Genomic DNA, 11,377 nt, shown 5'->3' on the forward strand with positions numbered 1-11,377 from the left:
CGACAGGGCGTGCGCGCGCACCAGCGCGTCGATGGTGTCGGGCTCCCGGTCAGGCACTGAACAGCCTGGCCAGTGCGGGTAGATCGAGCTTTCCGCTGGAGAGTGTCGGCACGTCGGCGGTACCGCATACCGCGAACACCCGGGGGACCTTGTAGGCCGACAGCGTGGTGCGCAGCGCGCTGCGCACCACGTCGATGTCGACGGGGTCGTCGGTGACGATGACCGCCGCGACGATCTGCCCGCGAGTCGTATCGGGCAGGCCGAGGACGTGCGCGGTGAGTCCCAGTGCCGCCAGCGCTTTCTCGACTTCGCCGGGCGTGACATTGGCGCCGGCGGTTTTGATCATCGCGCCCGCGCGGCCGAGGAAGTAGAAGTAGCCGTCGTCGTCGACGCGTACCAGATCGCCGGTGTGAAACCAGCCGTCGGCGTCGAAGCAGTCTTCGCGGTTGCGTCCGTAGTAGCCCTGCATGAGGTATGGCCCGCGAACGCACAATTCGCCGGAGTCGAGCACCTTCGTCTCGAATCCGGGTGCTGGCCGGCCATAGCTGCCGCGACGATGCTCGGGTTGGTCGCCGTCGTCGCCGTCGACCAGGACCACACTGCCGGTCTCGGTCATCCCCAGCATGTTGTGCCGTAGCTCCGGGTCGGCGGGCCGGCAGTCGGCCGCCATGACTGGGTAGAGGTTGCCTCGCGTTGCCGAGAAATGACGGTTCGGGTAGCTGGGATGGCTGCTGAGATGGCTGATGCCGGCGAGGAATCCATTGGTGACGGTGGGGCTCTCGGCCTCCAGCAGGTCGAGGGTGGCGCCCGCGTCGGTCGCGTTCGAGCAGATCAGGGTGGCCCCGGCGGTGATCGTGGCCAGCAGCCCGAAGGCGAAGCCGCCGATCCAGAAGAACGGTGAGTTGCAGAACAGTCGGTCGGCCGCCGTGAGGCCGCGGATCTCGTTGAGGTTTCTCTGATGTCCGATCAGTGATCCGTGGGTGTGGACCACGCCTTTGGGGGAGCCGGTGGATCCCGAGGTGTAGATGATCGCCAATGGATCGGACCCGTCCACATCGTCTTCGAATTCGGCCTGGGTCGGGACGTCGGCTTGCGGCAGATCGAACAACACCTGCCGCAGGCACGGTGCGTCGATACCCGCGAGGCGTTGCGTGTAGTCGTGATTGCGGAAACTGCGTGCCGACAGCAGGATCGCGGTGTCGCTGGCGCGCACCTGGGTATCGAGCTCTGCCGCGGTGAGGAAAGTGGAGTATGGCACCACCACCGCACCGATGCGGGCTGCCGCGAGCATCCCGACCACGAAATCGACCCCGTTGGGATAGAGCAGCCCGACGTGCGTGCCCTTCCCGGCGCCGAGCTCGAGCAGGCCACCCGCGACCTGGGCGGAGCGACGCTGTGCCTCGGCGTAGCTGATCCGTTCGTCATCGCAGATCAGCAGCGGGCGATCGGCGCACTCGCGCAGCAGCTCCGCAACGGTGTCAGACACGCGAGGCGAAATGGTCCCGTACGGCGCCGAGATCGGCTTTCCCCGAAGGAGTTCGGGGAATCGTCTCGACAATGGCGATGTCGGTGGGGATCTCGTAGCGGGCCAGCCGGCCACCCAGGTACTCGAGTAGCGCGTCGACGGTGGCCCTGCCGTGCAGTTCCACCATCGCCACCGGAGTCTCGCCGAGTCGGTCGTCGGATATACCGATTACGGCCGCACCGCGCACTGCGGGGTGGCTCTCCAGGGCGATGCGGACATCGTCGGGCATCACCTTGAACCCGCCGCGGATGATGGCCTGGTCGGCGCGGCCGAGGATCCAGACGAATCCGTCGGCATCGATACGGGCCAGGTCGGTGGTGCGCAGCCAGTCCGCATCGGCATCGAACTGTGCCGGTTTGACCTCGAGCAAGCCCTTCTCGTCTGGCCCCAGCGGATTGCCATCCTCGTCGACGACCCGTAGCCGGGCTCCTGGGTTTGCCCGGCCAACGCTGCCGCGCTTGGCTTTCCAGTACTGCTGGTGATCTGCCAGCGTCCAGCCGGCCACCCCACCGCCGAACTCGGTCGCGGCATACGAGGTCAACACCGGGATACCGAACTTCTCGGTGAACGCGTCGGCGTCATCGGCGGACAAGGGCGCGGTGCCGGAGGTGACTGCACGGACGCCGGCGAGGTCGTCGCGGGTCAGGTCGGAGTGCAGCACCATGCGGAGCGCAGCCGGGACCAGCGACACCGCCCGCGGCTGGTGCTCCCGTACGGCGTCGGCCCAGCGCGTGAGGTCGAATTTGGCCAGCAGCACGAATGATCGGGCTTCGGCGATGCACAGCAGCACCCGATACACGCCGCCGACGTGCACCAGCGGCGAGTTGACGATCGCCACGCCGCGCCGCAGTTCGGTTGGGGCCGGGCTATTTCCGGGGTCCCGGCCGATGACGCTGCGGGCCAGCATGTCGTAGGTGAGGTCCACCCGCTTGGGCGGGCCGGTGGTTCCGCTGGTCAGCATCCACACCGCCACACCCGGACGCCCCACATCCTGGGAGGGGTGCTGGGCGGGGCTGACCTCGGGTTCGGTGTCGAGGTCGCGGATCGTCACCGTTGTCGTCGCAGGCGAGGGGGTGGCCAGTGCGGCGATGTCCTCGGCCAGGCCGATGAGCACCGGCAGTCCGAGGGCTTCGATGTCTGCGCGGGTGCGCTCGTCACCGCGGGACGGGTTGATCACGACGACGGTGCCGCCCGCGGACAGCACCCCGAGCAGCGCCGCCACATGTGCGGGTTGATTGCGCAGCATGATGCCGACCCGCATGCCGGAAGACATCGCACCGATGTGCCGCGCCAGCGTCGCGACCTGCCCCCAGGTGTGCCACCGGCCGTCGTACTGGACGGCGTTCGCGGTCGGGTCCAGGTCGAGGACGTTGTCGATGCGCTGCGAAAGGGGATGGGCCATCAGCGGATCCGGGGTGCTGTCTTGGGCAGGGGACGCTCGGCCAGCTCGGCCTTGGCGATCGGGTTGCCCAGCCGGGTGTAGATGAGGCCCTGATCCATGGCGGCACGGTAAGGCTTGTCCAGGGACTCCCAGATCGCCTTCACGGTGCCCTGCGTGGCGGTCGGCGGCTTCGCGGCGATGGTGGTGGCGATCTGGTTCGCGCGGTCCCACAACTGGTCCCTGGCCACCACCTCGGTGACCAGTCCGATGCGCAGTGCGGTCTCGGCGCCGACACGTTCGTCGTTGCCCATCAACGCCATTCGCAAGGTATCGCCGAGCCCGACCCGCCGCATCAGGCCGATGGGCTCCAGCGCCGACACCAGACCGGCGCTGACGTGGGAATCGAAGAACGTGGCCTCCTGCGAGCAGATCACGACGTCGGCTTCGTTGACGAAATACAGCGCGCCTGCCGTGCACATGCCCTGCACCGCGCAGACCACCGGCTTCCACATCTTCTGCCACTTCGGGCTCAGCAGTTCGCCGGGATCCTCGTGGTTCCAGACGATCTCGGGCTGCCCGTAGCTGGACTTCACGTCCAGCCCGGCGCTGAACGCGCGGTCGCCCGCCGCCCGCAACACCACGGCATTGATGCCTTCGTCATCTTTGATGGCATGCCAGGCGTCGCGCATCTCATTGCACATGGCACGGTTGAACGAGTTCAGCGCTTCGGGCCGGTTCAGCGTGACCGTGGCGACCCGTGATCCGTGGTCGAAGTCGAGGAGAATCGTGTCCACTACCGTGCCTGCCAGTTGGGCTTGCGCTTCTCCACGAACGCCCGGGGCCCCTCCAGCGCATCCTCGGTCCGGACCACGCGCTCGCGGAACGTCTCGGCCAGGATCTCGCCCTCGTGCAACGGCAGATCCAGCGTCTTGTGAATGGCCAGCCGGGTTCCCCGGACCGCCAGCGGGGCGTTGAGGCAGACCGTGTCGGCGATCTCGTGGGCACGTTCCAGCAACTTGTCGTGCTCGACGATCTCGGTGATCAGTCCGAGTTCGTAGGCGCGCTCGACCGTCATGCGTTCGTGCTTGCCCATCAACGCCATTCGCAACGCCACCGACCGCGGCAGGGCCCTGGCCAGGCGCACCATCTCGCGGGCGGCGACCAGGCCGATGCTCACATGGGGGTCGAAGAACGTCGCCTTGTCCGAGGCGATGACGATGTCACCGGTGGTGACCCAATCCAGTCCGGCGCCGCAGCAGATTCCGTTGATCGCCACCACGACGGGCTTGGCCATGCTGCGGAACGGTGGGGTGCCCTCCTGCGGCGCCTCCCACTGCTCGTAGGTGGACAGGTAGGGCCGCTCGTTGACAACCTTTCCGTCACCGGGGATCTCCTTGACGTCGGCGCCCGTGCAGAATGCGCGACCGGTGGCGGTGACGATCATCAGCCAGACGTTGTCGTCATTCTCGGCTTGGTCGTAGGCGGCCCGCAACTCGGTGATCATGTGCGGCGACAGCGCATTGAGCGCGTCGGGCCGATTCAAGGTGATGGTGGCCTTGTGGCCGTCCACCTCGTACTTGATGGTGTCGTACGTAGCAAACGCAGTCATCTGTCCTCTTATTGTCTTATCGGCCTTGGAAATCGGGGTCGCGGCGTTCCCGGAACGCGGCCAGGCCCTCTTTGAAATCGGTGGTGCGGCAGGAGAGTTCCAGGTTGGACAGCTCCTGGTTGAGTGATTGGGAGAGCGTTGCGTGCTGGCCGTAGGCGATGGCCTGCTTGGCCAGCCCGATGGCGACGGTCGGTCCGGCGGCGAGCCGCGCCAACAAGGAGTCCACTGCCGTATCCAACTGGTTGGCGGCAACCGCATCGTGGATCAACCCCCAGTCGGCAGCCTGGGACCCGGTGACCTGCTCGCCGAGCAGCAGCATGCGTTTGGCCCGGGCCACCCCGGCCAGCCGGGGCAACAGCCAGGTCGCGCCGGAATCGGGGGTGAACCCGCGGCTCATGAACGGTTCCCAGAAGGTGGCGCCGGTGTCGGCGATGGTGAAGTCGGCGGCCAGCGCCAGGTTGCAGCCCAGCCCGACGGCCCAGCCCCGCACCGCGCACACCACCGGCAACTGGATGGTGGCGACCAGTTCGATGACGCGGTGCGCGGTGTGCGGGATCCGCCGGACCAGATCGCCGGTGCGGGGCCGCTGACCTGAGTCGTTGGTGGCGACCCAGTCGGCCCCGGTGCAGAAGTCGTCACCGGCCCCGGTGATGGCGATCGCCCGCAGGGAATCGTCGTAGGCGGCCGCCGACAAGATGCCGACCAGCTCGTCGATCATCTGATGGTTCAACGAGTTACGCCGTGCTGGGCGGTCGAGGGTGATGCGCAGCGTGGAGTCCGCGCGGGACGTGGTCACCGAACCGTCACTCACCTGGATTCCAGCCTTTCCCAATCCATACAGTTGCCCATACAGTAGGCGATGCGGTTACTATCTTGTACAAGTTAGCAAGGAAAGGTCGCTGATGGAAGGACGCGCGAGGCGCATCCGGCAGCCCCGGGTTGCCGAGATCGTCGCGTCCAAACTGCGCGACGACATCCTGTCGGGCCGCCTGCGGGAGGGCGACATCCTGCCCACCCAGGAAAGCCTGTTCCAGGAGTTCGGGGTCAGTCCACCGGCATTGCGTGAGGCCATTCACCTGCTGGAGACCGACGGGTTGATCTCGGTCCGCCGCGGAAATGTCGGGGGAGCGGTGGTGCAGATGCCGTCGGCAGACCGCACCGCCCACATGATCGGCATGGTGCTGCAGACGCGGGCCGCCACGCCGGCCGACGTGAGCGAGGCCCTGCTGCACCTTGAGCCGATCTGTGCGGGAATGTGCGCCGCACGGGACGACCGCGCCACCGAGGTGGTGCCATATCTGCGGGCTGAGATCGACCGGCAGACAGAGCAGTTCGACGACACCTCGCAATATGTTCCCAACGCCCGGCGGTTCCACGAAGCGTTGGTATCCCGATGCGGCAACGAGCCGATGATCTTGCTGATCGGCTCACTGGAGCTGATCTGGTCCACGCACGAATCCGGGGTGTGGACAAATGAAGGCGAGGCGGGCATGTCGGCCCCGACCATGCGGGCCGCGCTGCGGGACCACCAGCGGCTGGTGGACGCGATCGCGGACGGCAATACCGCCCGGGCGACCAAGCTCGCGGCCGACCATCTCACCGCGGCGCGGCGCACCACGCTGGCCGCCGACAACGACAAAACGATTGAAGCGAGGTTGATTTCGCATGACAGATGACCGGGTGCTCTTCGAGGTCGATGCGGACCACCGCATCGCCACCATCACGCTGAACAATCCCAAGCAGCGCAACTCCTATGACGCCGCGATGCGCGACGAGATCGCGCGCTACCTCGACATCGTGGCCGACGACGACGATCTGACCGTGGTGCTGCTGCGCGGGGCCGAGGGTGTGTTCAGTACCGGCGCCGACATGAACAACGCGTACGGCTGGTACGGCGATGAGCGCTCGCGCGAAGAGCAGAGTGCTGGAGCGAAAGAGGCTTCTCGGAAGTCACGGCCGAGCCAGCGACGCCGACTGACGGTGGACCGCAAGTCTTTTGGCTTCTACCACAACTTCATGGGCTTCCCGAAGGTCACCGTGGGCGAGATCAGCGGTTACGCACTGGGCGGTGGATTCGAGATGGCGTTGATGACCGACATCTCGGTGATCGCACGCGATGCCAAGATCGGGATGCCGGCCACCCGGTTCCTCGGCCCGGCGCTGGGCAGCCTGCACATGTTCTTTCACCGCCTCGGGCCGGTGCTGGCCCGGCGGATGCTGCTCACCGGGGACATCGTCGAAGCCGGTTCGATCGAGCACCTCGGCATCTTCACCGACACGTGCGATGCCGATCAGGTGACGGCGCGGGCGCAGTACTGGGCGGCCAAGGCGGCCAAGATGCCGGCCGACGGGGTGGTGATCGCCAAGGAGGCGTTCCGGCTCGTCGAGCAGAGTCAGGCATACCAGGGCGAGGAGGTGGCCAGCTACATCTTCCACGCCTACGGCACCAACCTGCAGTTTTCGCCAGGTGAGTTCAACTTCGTCAAGACCCGCGCGCAGCATGGCACGAAGGAAGCGTTCCGGCTGCGCGACGAGCATTTCCACGTCCCCGAACCGCAGTAGAAACCCGTCCTGATACCGTTACAGAAACACGATATAGCGTAAAGGTGGAACCATGCCAACACCCGTCATCGTGGGCGCTGCCCGCACAGCGATCGGCCGTTCCTTCAAGGGGACCCTGGTCAACACCCCGCCGGAAACCCTCATCACCACGGTGTTGCCCGAGGTGGTCCGACGCGCGGGTATCAATCCCGAGGCCATCGACGACCTGATCTTCGCCGAATCGAACTACGGCGGCGGCGACATCGCGCGCTATGCGGCCGACGCGCTGGGCTGGCAGTCCGTGCCCGGCCAGGCCGTCAACCGGCACTGCGCCGGATCGCTCACCGCGATCGGCAACGCGTCGGCCCAGATCGGCTCCGGCATGGAGCGGGTCCTGGTGGCCGGCGGCGTGCAGTCGCTGTCCTCGTCGCCGCTGATGAAGTGGCGGGTGCCCGGATTCGGGCCCGAGATCGAGTTCATCGAGCCGTGGATGACCCCGACGCATGTCGAGACCCCGGACGCGCCGATGCGCGACATGTCGATCACAGTCGGCTGGAACACCGCACAGGCCGCCGGGATCACTCGTGAGGACATGGACGCCTGGGCCGCGCGGTCGCACCAGCGGGCCATCGCCGCGATCGATGCGGGCAAGTTCCTCGACGAGATCGTGCCGTTGAAGGTGAACCAGCCCGACGGCTCGGTCATCGAGTTCAGCGTCGACGAGCACCCGCGCCGCGGCACCACCGCCGAGAAGCTCGCCGAACTCAAGGTCCTGCACCCGGAGATCGAAGGATTCTCCATCACCGCGGGCAACAGCAGCGGCACCAACGACGCTGCCGCTGCTGTCGCGCTGGTCGGCGACGACTATGCGGCCGCGGAGAACCTCAACGTGATGGCCAAGGTCCGGGCGTGGGGTGCGGTCGGTGTCGCCGCTCGTGACACCGGCCTGGGCGGCGTCGAGGTGATCGGCAAGGTCCTGGACCGGGCCGGGCTCAAGCCGTCGGATGTGGCGCTGTGGGAGATCAACGAGGCGTTCGCCTCGGTGCCGATCGCCGCGGTGCGCAAGTACGGCATCGACGAGGAACTGGTGAACTTCTCCGGCAGCGGCTGCAGCCTCGGCCACCCGATCTCGGCCTCTGGTGCCCGCATGGTCACCACCCTGATCTACGAACTGCAGCGCCGCGGTGGCGGTATCGGCGTGGCTGCGATGTGCGCCGGCGGCGGCCAGGGTGGCGGGCTGGTCATCGAGGTCTAAGAAAGTTGGCCCTGCGTCCCCGGTGCGAACATCCGAGAAGGATGTGCCGGGGACGCGGAGTCAGCTGGCCGCGGCCTTGCGGCGGGCGGGTGCCTTCTTGGCGGGTTTACCGGCATTCGCCTCGATCCGCTGCGCGGCGTGGTCGAGGATGCACTCCAGGCCGTACTCGAAGTTCTTCTCGTCGGCCGCCCCGATGCGGTGCCCCTCGCTGGTGACCTGTGCCAGCAGCGGAGTCACCTCGGGGTCGATGACCATGGTCTCTTCGTAGTCGCCGGGCGCGTTGTCGTTGGACCGGTTCTTCTCGTAGAGGCGGTGCAGCACAACCGACCCGCGGACGTGTACCGACACGGCCGAGTAGGTGTCGAAGGCGTCCTCGACGGACAGTCCGGCCTCGACGAGTCCGGAGATCGCGGTCTCCATCTCCTGCACTCCCAGGCGTGCGGCGCGCGGGCTCAGGGCCGAGCGAATGAGAATGAGATCACACAGAATGGGGTTACCCATGAAGGCTTTTCGCATGGTCCTGGCGTGGTTGGCCAGTGACTCGCGCCAGTCCTTGGCCTCCACGTAGGGGGTGGCGACGACGAACTCGCGCAGCGCGCGGTCGGTCATCGCATTGAGCAGGTCGTCCTTCTTGCGGAAGTACCAGTAGATGCTCGTGACACCGACGCCCAGATGTTTGCCCAGCAGCGGCATGCTGAGGTTGTCGATCGACACCTGCTCGGCGAGTTCGAATGCGCCGTTGATGATGTCGTCGGGATTGATGGACCCGCGTTCGCGCCGTTGACGTTTCTCAGCGGTCGGTTGCTTTGCCACTGCGGGCACCTCCATCGAAATCGAATCTGCTCAAGTCGTCCCTGTGCCGCGGGTCAATCGCTGGTGAATTTACCGCCGGCCGCCACCTGAACTGCGCCTATGCGCGCGTGTCGCGGGGTCTTGTCGCTGTCAACCTTACCGGTAGCCCTTCCGTGGGTGCCTTCCACCGTTGACGCCGACGCGTCGCTCGGGCGTGGCCGACGGGGTGCCGCCTTTGTACTGTAACCCCTATAGTAGGCTTTTCCGGGTTATTGGGCTTCGTGAGCGAAGGGGCAATTGGTGTCGGAAGTAGTTCTGCGGGAGCGTCGGGGTCGGACGCTCGTCATCACGATCAATCGTCCGGAAGCGCGCAATGCGTTCAATCTTGCGGTGGTCCAAGGGCTCGCCGATGCCATGGACGAACTCGACGACACCCCCGAGCTGTCGGTGGCCGTCCTCACCGGCGCGGGCGGCAACTTCTGCGCAGGCATGGACCTCAAGGCGTTCGCCTCAGGGGAGCTGCCCTACGTTCCCGGGCGGGGCGCGGGTTTCACCGAGCGTCCGCCGCGCAAGCCGCTGATCGCCGCTGTCGAAGGGTTCGCCCTCGCCGGTGGGACCGAGCTGGTCCTGGCGACAGACCTCGTGGTCGCCTCCAAGGTCGCCAAGTTCGGCATCCCCGAGGTCAAGCGTGGACTGGTCGCCGGGGGCGGTGGCCTGCTGCGGCTGCATCAGCGCATCCCGTACCAGAAGGCGATGGAACTCGCGCTCACCGGCGACAGCTTCACCGCCGAGGAAGCCGCCGCATGGGGTTTCGTCAACAAGCTGACCGAGCCAGGTGAGGCGCTCGACGGTGCGCTCGAACTTGCCGATCGGATCACCGCCAACGGCCCGCTGGCCGTGGCCGTGACCAAGGAGATCATCGCGTCGTCGGCGGAGTGGTCGGCCGACGAGATGTGGAAGAAGCAGGGCGAACTGCTCGGACCGGTCTTCTCCTCCAACGACGCCAAGGAGGGTGCGATCGCCTTCGCGGAGAAGCGCGCACCCAATTGGACCGGTTCCTGACGACCCTATGGATCTGGGATTCGCAGGTGCGGCCACCGTCGTCGTGGGCGGTGGCCGGGGGATGGGCTTCGCGACGGCTCGATGTCTGGCCGAGGACGGTGCGCGGATCGCGATCGTCGGGCGGTCCCGCGACGTACTCGACGCTGCCGCAACGGAGCTGGCCCGCCTGGGATCGCCGGAGGCGGTGGCGATCGTCGCCGATACCTCGGACAGCTCCCAGGTCGAGCGGGCCTTCGCCGACGTGGGCGAGCGTTGGGGTGAGATCAACGCGCTGATCAACACGGTCGGCCCGGGGGCCGCGGGCAACTTCGAGGAGTTGACCGACGACCAGTGGCAGGAGGCGTTCGACGCCGGCCTGATGGGCATGGTGCGCTGCGTGCGTACGGCGTTGCCGTTGCTGCGCAACGCCGAATGGGCGCGCATCGTCAACTTCTCGGCCCACTCCACCCAGCGGCAGAGCACGCGGCTGCCGGCCTATACCGCGGCCAAGGCCGCCGTGAACAGCGTGTCCAAGAACCTGTCGTTGTTGCTGGCCAAGGACGAGATCATGGTCAATGTGGTTTCCCCGGGCAGCATCTCGTCGGAGTCGCTGCGGGGCTGGGCCGGCACGGTGGGTGTCGACGGCGACGACCCGTATGCGTTGATGGCCGCCATCGACGAGCATTTCGGGCATCCCGCCCACCTGCCCCGTGCTGGACTTCCCAGCGAAATCGGGCCTGTCGCAGCATTTCTCGCATCCAAGCGCAACTCGTACATGACTGGTGCGAACATCAACGTCGACGGCGGTAGCGACTTCATCTGACCCAGGAGGAGCACGATATGGCGACAGCAGCCGAAGCGCGGGACTGGGCGCGCGGTGCACTGCGCGGAATCGGTGACTCGCTCTATACCCCGTTCTGCGGAACCGACGGCGACGACATCGACTGGGATGCCTATCGGCACCTGGTGCGCTACTGCGTCGCCGATCTCGGTCACCAGATGCTCTGGTGTACCAGCGGTTTGGCCGAGTTCTGGGCGCTGACCCTGGCCGAGCGCAAGCAGCTGCTCGAGGTGGCGATCCAGGAGGGCCGCCGGGCCAATCCGGATGTCGTGATTCAGGCCTGCACCGCGGCGGCGTCGGCCAAGGACTGTCTGGAGCTCACGCTGCATGCTCAGCAGGCGGGAGCCGACATCGTCTACATCCAGACGCCGATGATGGAGGCGCACGCCGGA

At 66.7% G+C, this 11,377-nt stretch carries 12 protein-coding genes; 6 read left to right on the top strand and 6 right to left on the bottom strand.

Going from position 1 to position 11,377, the window contains the following annotated elements; genetic code table 11:
* Positions 1 to 49: 49 nt before the first annotated feature.
* From TX88_RS12575 to TX88_RS12595, 5 genes are read right to left on the bottom strand one after another with little or no spacing between them, the layout of a single operon-like run.
* Positions 50 to 1,486: a class I adenylate-forming enzyme family protein gene (locus TX88_RS12575; protein ID WP_044517185.1), complete on the bottom strand. Its 1,437-nt coding sequence runs from the start codon at positions 1,484 to 1,486 to the stop codon at positions 50 to 52.
* Positions 1,479 to 2,927 carry a class I adenylate-forming enzyme family protein gene (locus TX88_RS12580; protein ID WP_044517186.1) on the bottom strand — a complete coding sequence of 483 codons (1,449 nt, stop codon included), beginning with the start codon at positions 2,925 to 2,927 and terminating at the stop codon, positions 1,479 to 1,481. The genes TX88_RS12575 and TX88_RS12580 overlap by 8 nt, the downstream gene beginning before the upstream one ends.
* On the bottom strand, positions 2,927 to 3,700 hold the full coding sequence (locus TX88_RS12585; RefSeq protein ID WP_044517188.1) for an enoyl-CoA hydratase/isomerase family protein: 774 nt from the start codon (positions 3,698 to 3,700) through the stop codon (positions 2,927 to 2,929). The genes TX88_RS12580 and TX88_RS12585 overlap by 1 nt, the downstream gene beginning before the upstream one ends.
* A complete protein-coding gene (locus TX88_RS12590; protein WP_044517190.1) occupies positions 3,700 to 4,515 on the bottom strand; it encodes an enoyl-CoA hydratase/isomerase family protein in 816 nt (271 codons plus the stop codon). Before TX88_RS12590 ends, TX88_RS12585 begins: the two co-directional genes overlap by 1 nt.
* Before the next feature lie 16 nt (positions 4,516 to 4,531).
* Complete coding sequence (locus tag TX88_RS12595; protein ID WP_209446973.1) at positions 4,532 to 5,326, bottom strand: enoyl-CoA hydratase/isomerase family protein; 795 nt, start codon at positions 5,324 to 5,326, stop codon at positions 4,532 to 4,534.
* 91 nt (positions 5,327 to 5,417) lie between these two features.
* On the opposite strand from TX88_RS12595, the gene TX88_RS12600 reads away from it, so the two are divergent.
* Genes TX88_RS12600 through TX88_RS12610 form a run of 3 tightly spaced genes read left to right on the top strand, consistent with a single transcriptional unit; the run spans position 5,418 to position 8,311 of the window.
* Entirely contained in the window at positions 5,418 to 6,191 is a 774-nt protein-coding gene (locus tag TX88_RS12600; protein ID WP_044517193.1) for a FadR/GntR family transcriptional regulator, read from the top strand.
* The gene (locus tag TX88_RS12605; protein ID WP_044517194.1) at positions 6,181 to 7,077 is read left to right on the top strand and encodes an enoyl-CoA hydratase/isomerase family protein; all 897 of its coding nucleotides are present in this window, start codon (positions 6,181 to 6,183) and stop codon (positions 7,075 to 7,077) included. Before TX88_RS12600 ends, TX88_RS12605 begins: the two co-directional genes overlap by 11 nt.
* Before the next feature lie 52 nt (positions 7,078 to 7,129).
* Complete coding sequence (locus TX88_RS12610) at positions 7,130 to 8,311, top strand: thiolase family protein (protein ID WP_044517196.1); 1,182 nt, start codon at positions 7,130 to 7,132, stop codon at positions 8,309 to 8,311.
* 60 nt (positions 8,312 to 8,371) lie between these two features.
* Here TX88_RS12610 and TX88_RS12615 read toward each other — a convergent pair whose 3' ends face one another.
* A complete protein-coding gene (locus TX88_RS12615) occupies positions 8,372 to 9,139 on the bottom strand; it encodes a TetR/AcrR family transcriptional regulator (protein WP_209446974.1) in 768 nt (255 codons plus the stop codon).
* Between the two features lie 264 nt (positions 9,140 to 9,403).
* Here TX88_RS12615 and TX88_RS12620 point away from each other — a divergent pair, with 264 nt between their 5' ends.
* The 3 genes from TX88_RS12620 to TX88_RS35105 form a co-directional block, all read left to right on the top strand.
* Positions 9,404 to 10,165: a crotonase/enoyl-CoA hydratase family protein gene (locus TX88_RS12620; protein ID WP_044517197.1), complete on the top strand. Its 762-nt coding sequence runs from the start codon at positions 9,404 to 9,406 to the stop codon at positions 10,163 to 10,165.
* Positions 10,166 to 10,172: 7 nt separating this feature from the next.
* Positions 10,173 to 10,967, top strand: a complete 795-nt coding sequence (locus TX88_RS12625; RefSeq protein WP_044517199.1) for an SDR family NAD(P)-dependent oxidoreductase — start codon at positions 10,173 to 10,175, stop codon at positions 10,965 to 10,967.
* Positions 10,968 to 10,984: 17 nt separating this feature from the next.
* The coding region (locus TX88_RS35105; protein WP_044517200.1) for a dihydrodipicolinate synthase family protein at positions 10,985 to 11,377 on the top strand (393 nt) is incomplete at its 3' end.

Origin of the sequence: Mycolicibacterium septicum DSM 44393, from assembly GCF_000455325.1 — a bacterium.
Taxonomy (GTDB): Bacteria; Actinomycetota; Actinomycetes; order Mycobacteriales; family Mycobacteriaceae; genus Mycobacterium; species Mycobacterium septicum.